The 19,662-nt window shown below is 64.2% G+C and carries 16 protein-coding genes; 12 read left to right on the top strand and 4 right to left on the bottom strand.

From position 1 onward, the window contains the following. The first annotated feature begins 13 nt into the window (after positions 1 to 13). The 9 genes from ACY8GK_RS20500 (at position 14) to metR (ending at position 13,118) form a co-directional block, all read left to right on the top strand. Positions 14 to 934 (top strand): glutamate/aspartate ABC transporter substrate-binding protein, encoded by a 921-nt coding sequence (locus ACY8GK_RS20500; protein ID WP_196180674.1) that lies wholly within the window; start codon positions 14 to 16, stop codon positions 932 to 934. A gap of 140 nt (positions 935 to 1,074) precedes the next feature. Then, a complete protein-coding gene (locus tag ACY8GK_RS20495; RefSeq protein WP_196180673.1) occupies positions 1,075 to 1,821 on the top strand; it encodes an amino acid ABC transporter permease in 747 nt (248 codons plus the stop codon). Further along, positions 1,822 to 2,493, top strand: a complete 672-nt coding sequence (locus ACY8GK_RS20490; protein WP_196180672.1) for an amino acid ABC transporter permease — start codon at positions 1,822 to 1,824, stop codon at positions 2,491 to 2,493. Beyond that, a complete protein-coding gene (locus tag ACY8GK_RS20485; protein WP_196180671.1) occupies positions 2,490 to 3,224 on the top strand; it encodes an amino acid ABC transporter ATP-binding protein in 735 nt (244 codons plus the stop codon). Before ACY8GK_RS20490 ends, ACY8GK_RS20485 begins: the two co-directional genes overlap by 4 nt. Positions 3,225 to 3,295: 71 nt before the next feature. After that, a complete protein-coding gene (gene aauS, locus ACY8GK_RS20480) occupies positions 3,296 to 5,206 on the top strand; it encodes a two-component sensor histidine kinase AauS (RefSeq protein WP_196180670.1) in 1,911 nt (636 codons plus the stop codon). Next, the gene (gene aauR, locus ACY8GK_RS20475) at positions 5,196 to 6,521 is read left to right on the top strand and encodes a two-component response regulator AauR (RefSeq protein WP_196180669.1); all 1,326 of its coding nucleotides are present in this window, start codon (positions 5,196 to 5,198) and stop codon (positions 6,519 to 6,521) included. The genes aauS and aauR overlap by 11 nt, the downstream gene beginning before the upstream one ends. Before the next feature lie 165 nt (positions 6,522 to 6,686). After that, positions 6,687 to 11,675: a hypothetical protein gene (locus tag ACY8GK_RS20470; protein WP_462401915.1), complete on the top strand. Its 4,989-nt coding sequence runs from the start codon at positions 6,687 to 6,689 to the stop codon at positions 11,673 to 11,675. After that, on the top strand, positions 11,672 to 12,076 hold the full coding sequence (locus ACY8GK_RS20465) for a hypothetical protein (RefSeq protein ID WP_462401914.1): 405 nt from the start codon (positions 11,672 to 11,674) through the stop codon (positions 12,074 to 12,076). Before ACY8GK_RS20470 ends, ACY8GK_RS20465 begins: the two co-directional genes overlap by 4 nt. 124 nt (positions 12,077 to 12,200) lie before the next feature. Further along, positions 12,201 to 13,118 (top strand): transcriptional regulator MetR, encoded by a 918-nt coding sequence (gene metR, locus ACY8GK_RS20460; protein ID WP_196180667.1) that lies wholly within the window; start codon positions 12,201 to 12,203, stop codon positions 13,116 to 13,118. Here the strand turns inward: metR and ACY8GK_RS20455 are convergent. Both ACY8GK_RS20455 and ACY8GK_RS20450 read right to left on the bottom strand, forming a co-directional pair. After that, a complete protein-coding gene (locus ACY8GK_RS20455) occupies positions 13,102 to 13,521 on the bottom strand; it encodes an NUDIX hydrolase (RefSeq protein ID WP_196180665.1) in 420 nt (139 codons plus the stop codon). The genes metR and ACY8GK_RS20455 overlap by 17 nt on opposite strands. An 83-nt stretch (positions 13,522 to 13,604) precedes the next feature. Beyond that, positions 13,605 to 13,868, bottom strand: a complete 264-nt coding sequence (locus ACY8GK_RS20450; RefSeq protein ID WP_196180663.1) for a type B 50S ribosomal protein L31 — start codon at positions 13,866 to 13,868, stop codon at positions 13,605 to 13,607. Between the two features lie 243 nt (positions 13,869 to 14,111). Between ACY8GK_RS20450 and ACY8GK_RS20445 the strand changes: the two genes are divergently transcribed. From ACY8GK_RS20445 to ACY8GK_RS20435, 3 genes are all read left to right on the top strand, one after another. Continuing rightward, the gene (locus ACY8GK_RS20445; protein ID WP_462401913.1) at positions 14,112 to 17,228 is read left to right on the top strand and encodes a transglycosylase domain-containing protein; all 3,117 of its coding nucleotides are present in this window, start codon (positions 14,112 to 14,114) and stop codon (positions 17,226 to 17,228) included. A 117-nt stretch (positions 17,229 to 17,345) separates the two neighbouring features. Beyond that, positions 17,346 to 17,888, top strand: a complete 543-nt coding sequence (locus ACY8GK_RS20440; protein ID WP_196180659.1) for a PadR family transcriptional regulator — start codon at positions 17,346 to 17,348, stop codon at positions 17,886 to 17,888. Next, positions 17,885 to 18,646 (top strand): siderophore-interacting protein, encoded by a 762-nt coding sequence (locus tag ACY8GK_RS20435; protein WP_196180657.1) that lies wholly within the window; start codon positions 17,885 to 17,887, stop codon positions 18,644 to 18,646. Before ACY8GK_RS20440 ends, ACY8GK_RS20435 begins: the two co-directional genes overlap by 4 nt. Positions 18,647 to 18,649: 3 nt before the next feature. Here the strand turns inward: ACY8GK_RS20435 and ACY8GK_RS20430 are convergent, their stop codons facing one another. Both ACY8GK_RS20430 and ACY8GK_RS20425 read right to left on the bottom strand, forming a co-directional pair. Then, entirely contained in the window at positions 18,650 to 19,297 is a 648-nt protein-coding gene (locus tag ACY8GK_RS20430; protein ID WP_196180655.1) for a Pr6Pr family membrane protein, read from the bottom strand. After that, the gene (locus ACY8GK_RS20425) at positions 19,298 to 19,522 is read right to left on the bottom strand and encodes a VF530 family protein (RefSeq protein ID WP_462401912.1); all 225 of its coding nucleotides are present in this window, start codon (positions 19,520 to 19,522) and stop codon (positions 19,298 to 19,300) included. It lies immediately after the preceding gene. Positions 19,523 to 19,662 lie beyond the last annotated feature (140 nt).

The raw sequence follows: 19,662 nt of genomic DNA, 5'->3' as shown, positions 1-19,662 counted from the left end.
CGAGGAATTATTGATGCGTATCGTTCGTCAATTGCTGGGTGCCGCCATCGCGGCCGCCGTCATCGCTTCGCCAGCCATGGCCGAGGAGCTGACCGGCACGCTGAAGAAGATCAAGGATTCGGGCACCATCACCCTGGGGCACCGCGATTCTTCCATTCCGTTTTCCTACCTGGCCGGCAAGCCGGAGCCAGTGGGCTATTCCCACGACATCCAGCTGGCCGTCGTCGAGCACCTGAAGAAACAGCTCGATGTTCCCAACCTCAAGGTCCGCTACAACCTGGTCACTTCCCAGACGCGCATCCCGCTGGTGCAGAACGGCACCGTCGACCTGGAGTGCGGCTCGACCACCAACAACGTCGAACGCCAGCAGCAGGTCGCCTTCTCGGTCGGCATCTTCGAGGTCGGCACCCGCCTGCTGACCAAGGTCAAAGACGGCCAGCCAAGCTACAAGGACTTCCCGGACCTGGCCGGCAAGAACGTCGTCACCACCGCCGGCACCACCTCCGAGCGCCTGCTCAAGGCGATGAACGCCGACAAGCAGATGAAGATGAACGTGATCTCGGCCAAGGACCACGGCGAATCCTTCAACATGCTCGAAAGCGGCCGCGCAGTGGCCTTCATGATGGACGATGCGCTGCTCGCCGGCGAAATGGCCAAGGCGCGCAAGCCCTCCGACTGGGTCATCACCGGCACGCCGCAGTCTTACGAGATTTATGGCTGCATGGTTCGCAAGGGTGACGAGGCGTTCAAGAAGGCGGTCGACGAAGCCATCGTCGCCTATTTCAAATCCGGCGAAGTCAACAAGAGCTACGAGAAGTGGTTCCAGCAGCCGATCCCGCCCAAGGGCCTGAACCTTCAGTTCCCGATGAGCGACGAGCTCAAGAAGCTGATCGCCGAGCCTACCGACAAGGCCGCGGACGAGAAGAAGTCCTGAGCCGATCATGACCTGCCGCTCGCACCGGGCGTGAATCGATCCTGCAGGTCAGCCATTAGTGTCTAACCTTTCATCCGAGGGCGCATTGCCCTCGGATGCTCGAAAGTGCCTGTGAAACAACCGTCTGAGGGGAAATCCCGATGAATTACAACTGGGACTGGGGCGTGTTCTTCAAGTCCACCGGCGTAGGCAGCGAAGTGTACCTGGACTGGTATGTCACCGGTCTCGGGTGGACCATCGCCATCGCCATCTGCGCGTGGATCATCGCCCTGCTGCTGGGTTCGATCCTGGGTGTCATGCGCACCGTGCCCAACCGGCTGGTATCGGGTATCGCCACGGCCTATGTGGAACTGTTCCGCAACGTGCCGTTGCTGGTGCAACTTTTCATCTGGTACTTCCTGGTACCCGACCTGTTGCCCGAAGGGCTGCAGGAATGGTTCAAGCAAGACCTCAACCCCACCACTTCGGCATTGATCAGCGTGATCATCTGTCTGGGCCTGTTCACCGCCGCGCGCGTCTGCGAACAGGTGCGCACCGGCATCCAGGCGCTGCCGCGTGGCCAGGAGGCAGCGGCCCGCGCCATGGGCTTCAGCCTGCCGCAGATCTATACCAACGTACTGCTGCCGCAAGCCTACCGGATCATCATCCCGCCACTGACCTCGGAGTTCCTGAACGTGTTCAAGAATTCCTCGGTGGCTTCGCTGATCGGCCTCATGGAACTGCTGGCGCAGACCAAGCAGACCGCCGAGTTCTCCGCCAATCTGTTCGAAGCCTTCACCCTCGCGACCCTGATCTACTTCACCTTGAACATGGGCCTGATGCTGCTCATGCGTCTGGTGGAAAAGAAAGTCGCGGTTCCTGGCCTGATCTCCGTGGGAGGCAAGTGAATGGACATGGATTTCAGCGAAATCATCCCGGCCTTGCCAGCCCTCTGGGACGGCATGCTCATGACCCTGCAACTGATGATCATGGGCGTGATCGGCGGTATCGTGCTGGGCACCATCCTGGCCTTGATGCGCCTGTCCTCGAACAGGCTGCTGTCGAACGTGGCCGGTGCGTACGTCAACTACTTCCGTTCGATCCCGCTGCTGCTGGTGATCACCTGGTTCTACCTGGCGGTGCCTTTCGTGCTGCGCTGGATCACGGGCGAGGATACGCCGGTGGGCGCGTTCACCTCCTGCGTCGTGGCCTTCATGATGTTCGAGGCGGCCTATTTCTGCGAGATCGTGCGCGCCGGGGTGCAGTCGATCTCCAAGGGCCAGATGGGCGCGGCGCAGGCGCTGGGGATGACCTACGGGCAGACCATGCGCCTGATCATCCTGCCCCAGGCGTTTCGCAAGATGACGCCGCTGTTGCTGCAGCAGAGCATCATCCTCTTCCAGGACACCTCGCTGGTGTACACCGTCGGCCTGGTGGACTTCCTCAATTCGGCACGCTCCAACGGCGATATCATCGGCCGCTCGCATGAGTTCCTGATCTTCGCCGGCGTCGTGTATTTCATCATCAGTTTCTCCGCTTCCTGGTTGGTCAAGCGCCTGCAAAGAAGGATCACCGTATGATTTCCATCAAGAACGTCAACAAGTGGTACGGGGACTTCCAGGTGCTGACCGACTGCAGCACCGAAGTGAAGAAAGGCGAGGTCGTGGTGGTCTGCGGCCCGTCGGGTTCGGGCAAGTCCACCTTGATCAAGTGCGTCAACGCCCTGGAGCCGTTCCAGAAAGGCGACATCGTCGTCGACGGCACCTCGATCGCCGACCCCAAGACCAATCTGCCGAAACTGCGCTCGCGGGTCGGCATGGTGTTCCAGCACTTCGAGCTGTTTCCCCACCTGACCATTACCGAGAACCTCACCATCGCCCAGCGCAAGGTGCTCGGGCGCAGCGAGGCCGAGGCGACCAAGAAGGGTCTGGCCCTGCTCGATCGCGTAGGCCTGGGGGCCCACGCCAAGAAACACCCGGGGCAGCTTTCGGGCGGGCAGCAACAGCGCGTGGCCATTGCCAGGGCCTTGTCCATGGACCCGATCGTGATGTTGTTCGACGAGCCGACGTCGGCGCTGGACCCGGAGATGGTCAACGAAGTGCTGGACGTGATGGTGGAGCTGGCCCACGAAGGCATGACCATGATGTGCGTGACCCACGAAATGGGGTTTGCCCGCAAGGTCGCCAACCGCGTGATCTTCATGGACAAGGGCAGCATCATCGAGGACTGCCAGAAGGAAGACTTCTTCGGCAACCCCGGCGCCCGCCATGAGCGAACCCAGCTGTTCCTCAGCAAGATCCTGCAACACTGAAGCGGATCCGCGCCCGCCGTCCGCCTGGTCCGGACTGTGGGCGCTGGTCCCGGCAAGGCCACTGTGATGAAATGCAGCCCTCCCGAGCCTTTGCTGTCCAGCCCGCATTCACCGTGAACTCCCGCCTGATCCGCCAGTTGCTGCTGCCGCCCCTGATCATTCTGCTGATGGTCGGCCTGGGCGTCGTTGGCTTCATGATCAGTGAAAGAGCCGGCATCCAGACCCTGGGCGAGAACGGCAAGCGTCAGCTGGAACTGCACGCGCGTACCGTGGAAAGCGAGATCAGCAAATATACCTACCTGCCCAGCCTGCTGGAGCTGGAGGACAGCGTCTCGCGCTTGCTCGAAGACCCCGAGGCTGGCGCCCGTCAGGCGGTCAACGAGTACCTGGAAGGCCTCAACCGGCGTAGCCGCAGCAAGGCCATCTTCGTGCTCGATACCAGCGGGCGGGTCCAGGCCACCAGCAACTGGCGCGATGCAAGCTCCTTCCTCGGCGAGGACTTATCGTTCCGCGCCTATTTCCAGGACGCCGTGCGCGGGCAGCCAGGCCGCTTCTATGGCATCGGCAGCACCACGGGCGACCCGGGCTACTTCCTGGCTCATGGCCTGGAAGAGCATGGCAGAGTCATCGGCGTGGCAGTGGTCAAGATCGGCCTCGACACGCTCGAGGAGCGCTGGCAGCGAGCCCGGCTGGAGGCGTTCGTCAGTGACGAGAACGGCATCATCATCCTGTCCAGCGATCCGACCCGGCGCCTGAAGTCGGTACGTGCCCTTTCACCCGAGGTCAAGGAGCAGCTGGCCCGCAGCCTGCAGTACTATTGGTGGCCGCTCGATCCGTTGCAGCCGCTGGACCGTGAGCGCGTGGCCGACGGCATGGAGAAACTGACCTTCCCGGCCAATGACACGATCGACCATGATCGGCGACAGGCCGTCACTTATCTGGCCCAGACCCGCCCGCTGGTCGATACGCCATGGCATTTCACCTTGCTGACGCCACTGCATGATCTCAAGCGCGAGGCCGTGGTCCAGGGTGTGCTGGTCGGCGTGGCCTTCGCCTTGCTGACCATCCTGCTGATCGCCTGGAACGAGCGGCGCAAGGTCATCGCCACCCGCCTGGCCGCGCGCGAGGCGCTCGAGCAAGCCAACAGTCATCTGGAACGTCGCATCGCCGAGCGCACCGCCGACCTGCGTGCCAGCAACGAGCGCCTCAAGGGACAGATCCGTGAACGCCGCCAGGCCGAGCAGACCCTGCGCCAGGCCCAGGACGACCTGGTCCAGGCAGGCAAGCTGGCGGCGATCGGACAGATGTCGACCAGTATCGCCCATGAACTGAACCAACCCCTGGCAGCGTTGCGGACCTTGTCTGGCAATGCCGTGCGCTTTCTCGAACGCGGCGCCATCGAGACGGCCAGCACCAACCTGCGCACCATCAATGACCTGGTCGATCGGATGGGGCGGATCACCGCCAGCCTGCGCTCGTTCGCCAGACGCAGCGATGATACTGGCCAGGCTTCGCTGGCCAAGGCCGTGGAGGCGGCCCGACAGCTGCTCGGCCCGCGGATTGCCGCCTGTCGGCTGCAGGTGCATGACCGCTGCGCCGACGTCCACCTGGCCATCGACCAGACGCGCCTGGAACAGATCCTGGTCAACCTGCTGGGCAACGCGCTGGACGCCATGGCGGCCCAGCCGCAGCCACAGGTATGGCTCGAGGGTGAAACCCTCGAGGAGCGCTATCGCCTGCAGGTACGCGACAATGGCCATGGTATAGATACCGAGACACGCAGGCATCTGTTCGAACCTTTCTTCACCACCAAGCCGGGCGAGCATGGCCTGGGGCTGGGCCTGACCTTGTCGGCCAGCCTGGCAGCCGCGGCCAAGGGCAGCTTGAGCGTCGAGCACCCCATCGACGGCGGTACCGCCTTCATTCTCGTCCTGCCCCTGGTCACGCCCTTCAAGGAACCGGACAAACATCATGAACCCTGAGCCCCTCACCGTCCTGATCGTCGAGGACGATCCCCATGTGCTGCTCGGCTGCCAGCAAGCCCTCGCGCTCGAGGACATCCCCTGCGAAGGAGTGGGCAGTGCCGAGCAGGCGCTCGAACGTATCGGCGAGGATTTCGCCGGTATCGTGGTCAGTGACATTCGCCTGCCGGGCATGGATGGCCGGGAACTGCTCGACCGGCTCAAGGCGCGCGACAGTAGCCTGCCAGTGGTGCTGATCACTGGCCATGGCGATATCGACATGGCGGTCGGGGCAATGCGCGCGGGTGCCTACGACTTCATGGAAAAACCCTTCTCGCCGGAGCGCCTGGTCGGCGTCGCACGACGCGCCCTCGAGCAGCGCCGCCTGTCACGCGAAGTGCATAGCCTGCGACGTGCCCTGGCCAGCCAGGGCACGCTGGAGTCACGGATCATAGGACGCTCGTCCGCCATGCAACAGTTGCGCGAACTGATCGCCAACGTCGGCGACACGTCGGCCAACGTGCTGATCGAAGGCGAGACCGGTACCGGGAAGGAACTGGTAGCGCGCTGCCTGCACGATTTCAGTCGGCGTCATGACCAGCCCTTCGTGGCCCTGAACTGCGGTGGCCTACCGGAAAACCTGTTCGAGAGCGAGATCTTCGGTCATGAAGCCAACGCCTTCACCGGCGCGGGCAAACGGCGCATCGGCAAGATCGAACATGCCAACGGCGGCACGCTGTTCCTCGACGAGGTGGAAAGCATGCCGCTCAACCTGCAGATCAAGCTGCTGCGGGTGTTGCAGGAGCGGACACTGGAACGGCTGGGTTCCAACCAGAGCATCGCGGTCGACTGCAGGATCATCGCCGCCACCAAGTCCGATCTCGATGCGCTGGGCCAGAAAGGCCAGTTTCGCAGCGACCTGTATTACCGGTTGAACGTCGTGACCCTGGAACTGCCTCCTTTGCGCGAGCGCCGCGAAGACATCCTGCAGTTGTTCGAGCACTTCCTTGCACAAGCGGCCTTGCGCTTCGACCGACAACCGCCAGGGCTCGACAGCCAGACCCTGTCGCGCCTGATGGCCCATGACTGGCCGGGCAATGTCCGCGAGTTGCGCAACGTTGCCGAGCGTCATGCCCTGGGCCTGCCGGTTTTCAAGAAACCCGGCCAGGGCGCTGGCCAAGGGCTGGGCTTTGCCGAAGCGGTGGAGGCGTTCGAGCGCAACCTGCTGAGTGATGCCTTGCAACGCAGCGGCGGCAATCTCAGCCAGGCCAGCCAGGAGCTGGGCATGGCCAAGACCACCTTGTTCGACAAGGTGAAGAAGTACGGCCTCGGCTGAGCGGCAGCTCGCCAGGGGCAGGCCGCGCACAGGTGCTGCCGCGTCGAGACGACACTCCAGGACAGGGCTCGGCGGCACACGGATACCTATCTACCGCATCACACATGAGCTGTCCCGCTTCAATGCCTCGAGCCATATCCGGCCTGATCGATTGGAGTGCCCTGCATGACTGGATTGCTCGATGACCCGACGCCCCCGCCCTTCTTCCCCGCGCGCTTGGCCCCGGCGATACCCTGTTCGCCCCTGGCCCTGGCCGCCCAGCAACGCCTGATCGACTCGAGCAGGCAATTCCATGACCTGTTGCGTCATGCGCCCACCGTTCGCCAGGTCATCCGCGAGCTGCTACGGCAGCGCTGGCAAGTCGATCCGGACACCAGCGGACTGGTGTTCGAAGAGCGCGAGGTCTCATTCGACTTCGTCAGCCTGACACATCTGGCGGCATTCATGCACTCGCATGGCGACGCTGGCGCACAGCTTGCCGCCAACGCCCGCATTCGTAGCGCCCAACCCGCGCCAATGCTCGACGGCCTGACACCTGCCGAGCTGTTGGGCCAACTTGCGGCCATGGACCTGCCCGGCGCGCTCGGCAGCCGATGGCGGGCCTATTGGGAGACGCGTGCGCCAGGCACGCCCAGCAGTCGATTGGAGCACGGCCGGCGGCTGTACCAGACGCATTTCCTGGCCGCGCTGGAACTGGCCTCGCTCGGCATGGAATGTCCGGCCAGCCTTGCATCGATGCTCGACGCCTTGCTCGAGGATACTGGCCAATGGTCGTCGCAAGGTCTGTCGGTGCAGGCCAGCGCCGTCGCGTCGGTACCAGGCGCCTTGCTCTTCACGCTGCGGGACGAACCAGCGCAGCTGCTCTATCGGCCAGACCAGGCCCCGTCGGTGGTCATCTGCCCGACACGCGAAGTCCTCCAGGCGCGCCTTGGCGTGCCCCCTGGACAGGCCCTAGACGGCCAGCCCGTCACCGCTATCGACGCAGGTTTCGAGGCCTGGCATCGGCATTGGCTAGACAAGCTCAATGCAGCGCTGGCACACGACCCAGGCGCTTCGCTGCGGCGCGATGCGGCCTTCGCTCTGGCCATCGCCGACGACCTGGCTCTGGCCTGGTACCGCGACGCGTTGTTGGCAGCGCCTGCAGGCGAATCGATGGAGCTGGAGGAAGCTGTCGCGCCTTCGCTGTTCGATTTCGGCGCATTGACGAGCGACATTCCCTCGCCCCTTCGCTCGCACCTGATCGCCCGACAGCTGGCGTCGCTGTCGGCCGCGGCTGAACGTCAGCCCGGTCTGGTAGAGCAAGCCCAGGCGGACTTGCAGGCAGCGCGAGCGATGGCGCAGGCGGCGCTTGAGCCGTTTCTGCAGGCGCCTCACTGGCATTCGTCTGCCGAGTCGGTCGGTGCGCCGGCCGAACTGGTACGGGCCCATCATGCCGGGCTGCGCGCCCATGCGCGCTTGCAACGCTTGCTCGGCCAGCTCAACGAAGCGGAGCTGACTCGCGTCGAGGCCATCTCGATGCAAGCGTCCGGGCCGCTGGCAGCTGTCGATCAGGTGATCGCCAGCCGGCTGTTGATGCAGCAGGTAGCGCGGCCGGAGCAAGAGCTACCGGCCAGCGAAGCGCCCGTGCACGGTGCGCTGATCATCAGCCAGGCGCCAACCGCCGCCGGCGAGGCCGCCGAAGGCGGCTTGTTGCTGTATTGGCCAGGGGAACACGGCGGGTTGCTGCGGCTGCGCTCGCAGGTTGAGCTGGAGCAGTGCCTGGGCGTCAGACCGGAACAGGGCCAGCGACTTCGTCTCGAGGCCGTGACCGGCGACGCCATCGCCGATGTGCTCGAACAGTTACTGGCGCAGGCACGCGAACTTGCACGGCAGGTCCAGGACCAGCAAGGCCTGGCAGCCGTGGCTCGAGAGCTCCCGGCGCTTCGCGAATGCCTGGCACAGCGCCTGCGCGTGCCACGCCATGCCGCACGCGAGCAGGCCCTGGCGCTGCTCGCGCAGCAACGGCAGGTGCTGGAGGTCGCCGGAGCGACCCCGGAATGGCTCAAGCGCTTGCCTGACGCATCGCGCGACCTGCTCAAGAGCCTGGTTGAGACGTATATCGCCGCCGCAGGCCAGGCAAGAGCCTTGCTCGAGCGTGACCTGCCAGACCGGCGGCTGTTTTGCAGACAGCAAGTCACGGACCGCCTGCGCCAGGACTTTCCGGCCTACGACGGCACGGCCATCCGCATCGAGCTGCCGACCAGCACGCGCTGGATCGACGATCCGATTGCCGGCAGCGGCGCTCCTGGCGTGCCTGTCAAGCGACGCCTGGTGCCAGGCGAGGCACGTGAAACCCTGCCCCTGGAAGACCTACTGCTGCACAACGTCGACGAGCCGAGCGCGCTGCGTCTGCGCTTCATGCGCCTGCTGACGCAGTCCGCGGATGGCGCCTCGAACCGAGCGCTCGAACAAGGCCTCACGGCGCAGTACATCCGCCGACTGGCCGGCCAGCTCGACCTGGCCACGGCCTACGAGTCCATCATCCGGGCAGCCTACGGCGGCCTCGAAGAGACCCCGCACGCCCGGGCCCATCGACGCGAATGCCTGCTCAGGCCACTGCAGGCGATGCTGCGCATCCAAGGCGTGTTGCTACATGGCCAAGGACACTTGGACAGTGCCGCCCGGCAAAGCCTGCAGCGGGCGATCGATACGCCTGGCGCGCCTGGCCTTCGGCTGCTGGCCGCGCTGCTGACGACAGGCGGACCGGACACCGAGGACCGACCTGTCACGCTGTCGGGCATCACCTTCATCGAGGACCAGGCCAGTGGCCTCACCCTGCTCTATCGACCGGAACACTTGGACAAGCCGATTCGTCAGTACCCCAGCCTGGAGGATGCCCGCTGGGCCTTGTATCAGGAGTGCGCGCAAGAACGGGAAATCGCCTATCTGGCCGATCGCGCCTTGCTCGGGGATCCAGCGGCTCATCGCTGGCGTATCCGTCAGGCAAGGATTCGAGGTTTCGATGCCATCATTGCCGTAGGTGCGCGCTGGCCTGCCCACCTGACACTGCCCGAGCTGCTGCTCGAGGCGCAGATGGGCAGGCTCATCGAGGCCCACCGGGCAAGCTCGCGCTCCAACCACGACTTATGGATGAGGCAGTTCGCCTACGAGAGCCGGCTGGTCTTCAACTACCTGAAGATGGCCCTGAGCGTGGTGCCCTTCGTCGGCACCGTGATCGGTCTGTACGACTTTCTGGACGCCACGGCAGAATCGGTCTCGAGCTTCATCGAAGGCGAAACGGCGCGCGGTATCGCCGCGCTGAACGATGCCCTGCTGGCGTTCATCGATGCGGCCATGGACCTGGTCCCTGGCGCTGCGTTAGACGCCAGCGCCCTGCGCCGGGCAGTACAGCGTCGCCATATGGCTCAGTTGGGCGCAGGCGCAGCCAAGGCCTGGCGACCCGATGGCAGCGCCAGCCAGAAGCTGCAGCGCCTGGCAGGCTACGAACACGCTCGACCCTTGCTGCTCCAGGGCCTGCAGCCTGGCAACGAAGGCCGCTACCGAGGCGTCTATCGCCACTCCGAGGGCGACTTCATCCTGATCGAAGGTAGGCCTTTCCGGGTCCGCTGGGATGCCACGGCCCACACCTGGCGCCTGCAAGGCAATCGCAACCTGACCTGGCAGCGTGCCGTGGCACTGGACGAAAATGGCCAGTGGGATACTCATATGGCGCTGTATGGCGTGCACGTGCTAGGCGGCGGTTCCGCTGGGGGCCAGACGCTCGGACGCCTGGCCGACCGGCTCGATCCCTACTGGCCTGCCGCGGTGCGCGAGCGGCTGCCACGCTTTCTGGTGGATCGGCACTACCGCCGCCAGCGCATGCTGCAAGCCCAGGCATTCGCTGATGAAGCCCGCACGCAGGATGCCTTGGCCCGCAGCAACGCGCTGTTCGAGATCTACGAACGAAGCACGCCGGAGCAGAAGCTCGCGCAGTTACCGGCCTTGCTCGACGCCTGTCATACCGATATCCGTCTGGCCAAGCAGCTCTACCGGTCTTGGGACGACTACCTGCCGCTAACCGCGGGACGCAACCGACAGATACCCATGCAGCAGAAGGGCCGGGTGGCCAAGCTCATCTGTGAGCGGCTGCTCAGCCTGCTCGAACTGCAAGCCTTGCGCAGCCAGGCGCTGCTGTGGGAAGGCATCAAGGTCAAGCAGGTCATCGGGCGCTTGCCGAACCTGCGCGAACAGCTGCCCGCGCTGCGTCAGTTGCGCAGGGTATCGATCGAACAGCTGGCGATTCGCGAACGTCTTTTCCAGTCCATGGACGAACTGGCCAGCTGGTACCCGCTGGCTGAGCGTTCCACGGCCTTGCGAACCGCCTTCGAGCGCACCCGCGATGCCCTGAGCAGCGAATTGCGCGCGTTCTTCCAGACTCATCACCTGATCCACGCGGCGCATCGCCACGAAAACATGTCCGTCGTCGCCCAGTTCCTGCTCGAAAGGCTCAAGACGTTCGAGGACGAGGCGCTGGATCTGCACGGTACACTGCTCGACCTGCATAGCGTGAAGGTCAGCACCGCGGAACGCCGGACGATCCATCAACAGGCTCGCAGCGCGTTCGAGCTGTACAAGAAGCGCTTGCAGGCAACGCATTCGACGCTTGCGGATCTGTTCGACGAGCATTATTTCAAACTGCTGCAGGACAACCTCGATACCTTGATCGAGATAAGCGACCGCAAGCTCCGACGGCTGCCGGCACTGGAGCAGATGCGCCAGGCGCCAGCTCGCAGCCCGAGGCTGTTTCTGACCGTCGACGGCCAGCTGAAGGTCGGCGACTTCATCGCGGCAAGCGGCAACCGTCCCGAGCAGATCGTCATGCGTGGCGACGATGGCCAGGTCTTGCGCCGGTTCGAAAGGGCCCAGGGCGATCGCTGGCAGCTCCAGCAGGCCGCACGCAAGCCGCGTGAACATGAGCTGCGCGAGCTGCGCATGGTGGCCAGAGAGGTGACCGCGCAGCTCGACGACTACCGCCGGCGTATCCAGTCCTATCAGCGCCAGGGCATGCTGGCAGCCGATCTCGAACACATGCTGGTGATCAAGGCCGAAGACCTGGAAGCTACGCCAGTCGTCTGCTCGAACTCGACCCTGGCGCGAGCGAAGCGGCGCGCTTGAGGGAGCAGGCCGGGACCTTGCGTGACCAGGGCAAGGCCATGCGTGTCACCCAGATCAAGCAAAGCCAGACGCCGGGCGAAGGGCAGCTGGTGTATCTGCTGGAACAGGGCGAGACCAGCCTGCACCGTCTGGAGCAACGACAACGGCTGGCCGAGCGCGACTACCTGCAGGAATACGAGGTTCGCGATGCGACAGCGCCTGGCCAGCCGGTGATCTGGTATGCCCACTTCCACTATCGCAGCGCCGAGGCGCCATTCGAGGCCTACACCGCAGCGCACCTTAAACGCCGCGAAGACCGTTATCGCGGTGCACAGTGGCAACAAGCCAATACCGGGCAGGATACGATCTGGCGTGGCCCCATCGGACGCCAGGTGGCCATGGCGCACTTCGCCGGGCTCTGACCCAGCCGCTGTGGCGGAGCCCTGCTGCGCCACAGCGGCTTGCCAGCAGCATCGACAGTGGCTCGTGCATGAGGGAAACTCAACACCTATCTGCCCTCATCCAAGATTCATCGCGAGATCGAACGTGCTGGAAATCCGTCACCTGAAAACCCTTCATGCCCTGCGCGAGGCCGACAGCCTCGTCGAAGCCGCCGAACGCCTGCACCTGACCCAGTCGGCCCTGTCGCACCAGTTCAAGGAGCTCGAGGAGCGCCTGGGCCTGCAACTGTTCGTGCGCAAGACCAAGCCCATTCGCTTCACCAGCGCCGGCCTGCGCCTGCTGCAGCTGGCCGATGCGACCTTGCCGCTGCTGCGCGGCGCCGAACGCGATATCGCCCGGCTGGCCGGGGGAACAGCGGGACGCCTGCACATGGCGATCGAGTGCCATAGCTGTTTCCAGTGGCTGATGCCGACCATCGACCAGTTCCGTGACGCCTGGCCGGAAGTCGAGCTCGACCTGGCCTCGGGCTTCGCCTTCGCGCCGCTGCCGGCGCTGGCGCGCGGTGATCTCGACCTGGTGGTCACCTCCGATCCGCTGGACCTGCCCGGCATTACCTACGTCCCGCTGTTCACCTACGAAGCCATGCTGGCCGTGGCCAACCAGCACGCCTTGGCTGGCAAACCCTACGTGGTGCCCCAGGACTTGGCCGACCAGACATTGATCACCTACCCGGTGGAACGTGATCGACTGGATATCTTCACCCGCTTCCTGGAGCCGGCCGACATCGAACCGGCGGCGATCCGCACCTCGGAGCTCTCGGTGATGATGATGCAACTGGTGGCCAGTGGCCGTGGCGTCTGCGGCATGCCCCACTGGGCGCTGCACGAATACAGCTCGCGGGGCTACGTCAAGGCCAAGCGCCTGGGCGAGAAGGGTCTGTTCGCCACGCTCTACGCGGCCGTACGCACCGACATGCTCGACGCGCCCTACATGCGCGACTTCCTGCTGACCGCCAAGGACACTTCGTTCGCCACACTCGATGGCGTCAGCGCGGTGCGCTGACTGCAAGCGCCTGGCGATACAGCGGCAGAATCGAATCGCGGGTCAGGGGCGCCAGTGTCAGCGTCGTCGCCTCGTCCTGCCCAAGCCAGGCCAGCTCTTCGATTTCAGCCGCCGGCCAGACCGCCTCGCCACTGTCGACACGAAACAGTTCGGCTTGCACGATGAAGCCCGGTTCGTTGGCCGCCGGCGCACTGAAGCTGCCCAGGTACACCGCCCGTGTCGGGTCGATGCGCAGGCCCAGCTCCTCATGCAGCTCGCGCGCCAGTGCGTCACGCGGCGACTCGCCCGGGTCGATCTTGCCGCCCGGCTGCATGAAGGCCAGGGTGCCACGCTTGCGTACGAGCAAGGTACGGCCTTGGGGATCGATCAACAGTGCGGCGGCGATGTGCAGGGTGGCGTTCATGGGTCGCAGGGTCCGGAGTCAGGGAGCGCGACGATCATACCAGCCACGATGGCAACAATGCCTGCTGCGCGGTGCGCGGCCATTCATTTGACCGGCTTGGCGGCAAAGCCGGCGAAGCGTTTGTTGAACCCGGCGACCCGTCCTTCCGACTGCGCCTTACGCTGCTGGCCGGTGTATACCGGGTGCGAGGCACTGGATACGTCCAGCGCGACGTAGGGATAGGTCTGGCCGTCGGTATGCTGGTAAGTGCGATCGGTTTCAGCTGTCGATCCGATGAGGAAGAATACGTCGGCGGCGGTATCGTGGAACAAGACGGTTCTGTATTCAGGATGAATGCCGGCTTTCACGCAAGTACCCTCTGGTTTTTAGATACCTTATAACATACAACTCAAGCGTAGGGTTTGGGTAGGTCTGCAAGCAAAGCGAGCCTGCGGCTCCTGGAAGTTCCCTGCGGAGCATGAACTTTTGCACGCCAGCGGTTTCGCTCCGAAACGGCTTGCGCCTCGTCGCCTTTTCACAAAATTTTCATCGAACTCCCCCGGCGTCTAAGCTTCAGACAAGCAGGACGAAAATATAAGGCCGGACGAATTATGGGCGTGTTGTGGCAATCGGAACCAACCAGGACGGACCGGCCCGATGAGACCGCGGCGCAGGCGCCGACGCCGCCTCCATCGCGCCAGCGTCGTTTGTGGTGGCGTCTGTTCGCCGTGGTGCTGGTGGTGGCGATCGTCATCGTCGGCTTTGCCGCCTACGATGAAATGCACACTTCGCAGTTCCAGTCGCGCGAATTCAGCCGGCTGGCCGCCAGCCTGACCTACTCGCTGCAGCCCGGGGCCAGCGACGCCATCGTCTATCCGGGCGAGGGCCCGTTCGACAAGCGCCTGGGCTATAGCGCACTGGGCGAGTTCCTGCCTCGTCTGCTCAAGCGCGACTACCTGATCAGCGAGCAGGTCCGCTTTTCGCCCGCATTGATGCGCTATGTCGACCATGGCCTGTTCGTGCCCTACCAGGAAAAGATCCAGGCCGGCCTGTCGATCACCGATTGCCGCGGCGACACCCTGTATCGCTACGACTATCCCCAGCAGTTGTATCCCGATTTCGATTCGATTCCGCCGGTCGTGGTCAAGAGTCTTCTGTTCATCGAGAACCGCAACCTGCTCGACCCGGACGATCCGCGCAACAACCCGGCGGTGGACTGGCCACGCTTCGCCAAGGCAGCCTATTCGCAGGTGGCCAAGTACCTGGCGCTGCCTGGCCAGTCGGCAGGCGGCAGCACCTTGGCCACGCAGCTGGAAAAGTACCGCCACTCCCCCGACGGGCTGACCGTCTCGGGCGCGGAAAAGATTCGCCAGATGCTCTCGGCCAGCGTCCGGGCCTACCAGGGCGGCCCAGACACCACCCAGGCGCGTCACCGTATCGTGCGCGACTACCTCAACAGCGTGCCGCTGTCCGCCGTGCCCGGACATGGCGAAGTGCACGGGATGGCCGAGGGCCTGAGGGTCTGGTATGGCGCCGATTTCCAGCAGGTCAACACGGCTCTCTCGTCTACCGCCAGCGACGCGCAAAGTCTCGCCGCGCGTGGCCTGGCCCTGCGTCAGGTGCTGTCGCTGATGATCGCCCAGCGGCGGCCGTCGCATTACCTGGCCAAAGGCCGCATCGAATTGGCCGAGCTTACCGACGCGCACATCCGCGTCCTGGCGAACAATGGCATCGTCGAACGGCCACTGGCCGAAGCGGCCCTGGCGAGCAAGGCCATCTACCGGGACTGGGTCGCCCAGCCGACCATCCAGCCGATCATCACCAACAAAGGCATCAGCCTGGCTCGCAACCGCCTGGCCGGCATGCTCAATCGGCCGCTGTATGACCTCGATCGTCTCGACCTGTCGGCCACCAGCACACTGCAAGCCGGCCTGCAACTGCAGGCCAGCGACTACCTCAGGCGGCTTTCCGACCCGGCGTTCGCTGCCCAGCTCGGCTTGATCGGCGAGCGCCTGCTCACGCCCAGTACCACCGACCAGGTGCGCTACAGCTTCACACTGTTCGAACGCACCGCCGATGGGTCGCGAGTCCGGGTGCAGACCGACAGCACCGACCAGCCCTTCGACATCAATGAAGGCAGCAAGCTGGAACTGGGCTCGACGGCCAAGCTGCGGGTCATGACGACCTATCTTGAGATCATCGCCGAGCTGCATGCCCGCTACGCTGGCAAACCCGTGGCGGAACTGAGGAAAGTCGAGGTCGCCGACCTGGACCACCTCAGCCGCTGGTCGCTCGACTGGCTGATGCGCAACAGCAAGGACCAGAACCTGGCCGCCATGCTCGAGGCCGCCCTGGAACGCAAGTATTCGGCGAGCCCTGGCGAGGCGTTCTTCACTGGTGGCGGGATGCATGTGTTCAACAACTTTCGCCGCCAGGACAACGGTCGCAACCCGACTCTCAAGGAAGCCTTGCGCGAGTCGATCAACCTGCCATTCATCCGGCTCATGCGTGACATCGTGCGCTATGTCACCTACCAGCAACCCCTCAACCGCGAGCCGCTGCTCAAGGACGACGCCGATCCGCGGCGTCAGGAATACCTGGCCCGTTTCGCCGATCGTGAGGGTAGCCACTACCTGATGCGGTTCTGGAAGAAATACCAGCGCAAGACGTCCCAGCAACGCCTGGACACCTTCCTCGACGGCATGCGGGTCACGCCCCAACGGCTGGCCGCGGTGCACCGCTACCTGTTTCCCGAGGCCAGCCAGGAAACCTTCGCCTCCTTCGTCCGCAGGCACAGCCAGGCCAACAAGGCGGCGCTGGCCAGGCTCACCGACACGCGCTTGGTCGAGCTGTACGACAGCTACGGTCCGGGTAGATACGACTTGCCAGACCAAGGCTACATCGCCAAGGTCCACCCGCTCGACCTTTGGCTGCTGGGCTATCTGCTGAAGCATCCTGGCGCCTCGCTCAGCGACGCGCTCAACGCCAGCCGCTTCGAGCGCCAGGAAGTCTACGGCTGGCTGTTCAAGAGCCGCCACCAGGGCGCGCGTGACAGTCGGGTACGTACGATGCTGGAGATCGAAGCGTTCCTCGACATTCACCAGCGCTGGAAACGGGTCGGTTACCCGTTCGATCACCTGGTGCCCTCGCTGGCCACCGCGATCGGCAGCTCCGGCGATCGTCCGGCGGCGCTCTCGGAGCTGATCGGCATCATCCAGAACGATGGGGTGCGCTTGCCGACCTTGCGTATCGACACCCTGCACTTCGCCGCCGGTACACCCTACGAGACGCGCCTGGTCAGCGATCCGGACCGGGGCCGGCGGATCCTTCCCGTAGAGGTTGCCCGGGCCCTGCGCGGGGCGCTCTCGGAAGTGGTCGAGGCAGGTACCGCACGGCGCGTGTCAGGCATCTTCAAGCTGCAAGATGGCACTTCGCTGGTGATGGGTGGCAAGACGGGCACTGGCGACAACCGCATCGAACGCTTCGGCGCTGGTGGCCGGCTGATCGGCTCGCGTTCACTCAACCGCACCGCGACCTTCGTGTTCTTCCTCGGCGACAACCATTTCGGCACCCTCACCGCCTTCGTGCAGGGACGTGCCGCCGAAGCCTTCAAGTTCACTTCGGCCCTTCCAGTGCAGGTGCTCAAGGGCATGGCGCCCATCCTCATGCCTTACCTGGAACCGGCGAGTGCCACCCAGTGCACCGTGCCCCACATGGCCATGCGCTGAGTACGTACGCGAACAGCCCACCTATCCATGGGGTTGATGATAATCATCATCATTTCCGGTTTGTTCAAAGATATATCTTGAGTAATATCGCCAGGTCTTCACACACAGGACCTGACCATGCCCCACCCTACTGGCCTTGAAACGCTGGAACGGCGAGCCGGCCGCGGCGAACGCGGCCCACGGGTCTTCGCTCCCGGCGACCTCAAGCTGCTGCTGCTGGCCATGCTCGGCGAACAACCCGGCCACGGCTATGACTTGATCCGCCAGATCGAGAACCTGTTCGAAGGTGCCTACAGCCCCAGCCCCGGCGTGATCTACCCGACTCTCAACTTCCTGGAGGAAGCCGAACTGATCGCCGGCCAGCCACAAGGCAGCAAACGTCTCTATGGCATCACCGACGCCGGGCGGGCCTCGCTGGCCGACCAGGCTATCGCCCTCGAGGGACTGCGCATGCGCATCGAGGTGAGCAAGCGCGCGCTGCGCGGGCACGAGCGTCCAGCCCAGATCCATGAGGCAGTCTGCAACCTGCGCCATGCCTTGCACATGCATGGTGGACGCTGGACCCCTACCGAGATCGAGCGGGTCAGCAACCTGCTCAACGATACCGCCAAGGCCATCGCCGCGGCGCCAGCCGACCCCGTTCAGGAGAACAACCCATGAGCGACACCCCCCATCGCGTCAATCACGAGATCCGCCAGCGCCGATTGCAAGTGCTGCGCGTGACCGACCTGACGCCACGCATGCGCCGCATCACCCTTGGCGGCGAGGAGTTGCAAGGGTTTCTCAGCCTCGGCAGCGACGATCACGTCAAGCTGCTGTTCGCCCTGACAGCGGAGCAGCAGCAGGCCATCGAGGCCCGCAGCCTCGGCCGCGACGGCGGTGCACGCCCGACCATGCGTGAATACACCCCACGCCGCATCGATCTGGCGCACAACGAACTGGACATCGACTTCGTCCTGCATGGCGATGGCCCGGCCTCGACCTGGGCAGCCCAGGCAACCCCTGGCCAGGTCCTGCATATCGCCGGTCCGCGTGCTTCGCTGGTGGTGCCGGACGTCTTCGACAGCTATCTGCTGATTGGCGATGAGACCGCCATCCCGGCCATTGCTCGGCGTCTCGAGGAGCTGCCCGCAGGTCGCCAGGTGGTGGCGGTGATCCAGATCGAAGACGAGCACGAGCGCCAGGTGCTGACGAGCAAGGCGGATGTCGAAGTCATCTGGGTCCTGCGCCATCAGCAAGCGCTGCTCGATCGCCTGCGTCAGCTTCAGCTGCCGCGTGGCTCGCTATACGGCTGGGTCGCCCTGGAAAGATCGCTGACACGCCAGGCAAAAACGCTACTGCTGGAAAAGGGCGTGCCGGAACAGGCACTCAAGGCAGCTGCCTACTGGCGCCTGGACGGCACCGCCGACGACGCGTGAGGCTCAAGCCTGCCCCATTCTGGTCAGGCGTCGGCCTTGCCAATGGTCCAGCCCCAGCAGTACCAGACCGATGCCGAGAAATCCGCCAAGCACCGCAGCGGCATTGAGCAAGACCTGCCAGTAGCCGAGGCTGGCCACATCGATGAATGGATATGGGTACACGCCGATTTCGCGGCCGCGCCACAGCACGAAGGCAAAGTACACAATCGGATAGAGGCTCCACGCTGCCAGGTGGCGCAGGCGCAGCGTGCCTTTGGGCACGCTTGTCCACCAATACGCCGTGAACACGGTCGGCATGATGTCATGCAGCAGTTCGTCGGCCAGCCACTGCCAGCCTTGCGGCTGCCACAGGTGGCGCAGCAGCAGCCCATAGGCGCTCGCCACCAGCAGGATACTGGCAGCCACGCCCGAGCCGACCCTGGGGTCGAGAAAGAAACGCTTGGCTGCTCCTTCCCGGCCGAACGCGGCGTAGCTCAAGACGGTCGCCGCCAGGGTATTGCTCAGGATCGTGAAGTAGCTGAAGACGCTGACCAGTCCCCCCAGCAAACTGGCCTGCTGCTCCCAACGAGCCAGCAATACCAGCTGCACCTGAATCGCCACGCCGCTCCAGCCAAGCACGGCGGCCAGCGTCAGCCATGGATGCCTCGCCATTCAACCGGCCTTGTGATGCAACTCGACATAGAGCGCTTCGACTTTCTCCCGCGCCCATGGCGTCTTGCGCAGGAACGCCAGGCTCGACTTGATGCTTGGATCGCTCTTGAAGCAACGGATATCGATGCGTCGAGCCAACCCCTGCCATTGGTAGTACTCGACCAGAGCGGTGAGCACCTGCTCCAGCGTCTTGCCATGCAATGCGTCATGTCGGGCGGTGCCCATGCCTGTACTCCAACAGTGGAAAAGGTTTCTACGATACACGACTCGACCCTCGACTCGTAGAGCACGGCCAGCGCCAGCACAGGCAAATCTGTCCAAGATCCGTGCGAGCAATTAGGATGTTATATTGTAACTATAACTCA

It is taken from the genome of Pseudomonas sp. Marseille-QA0332, assembly GCF_054950175.1.
Note: the sequence above shows the minus strand (reverse complement) of the source record. Positions and strands in the feature narration are given on the sequence as shown.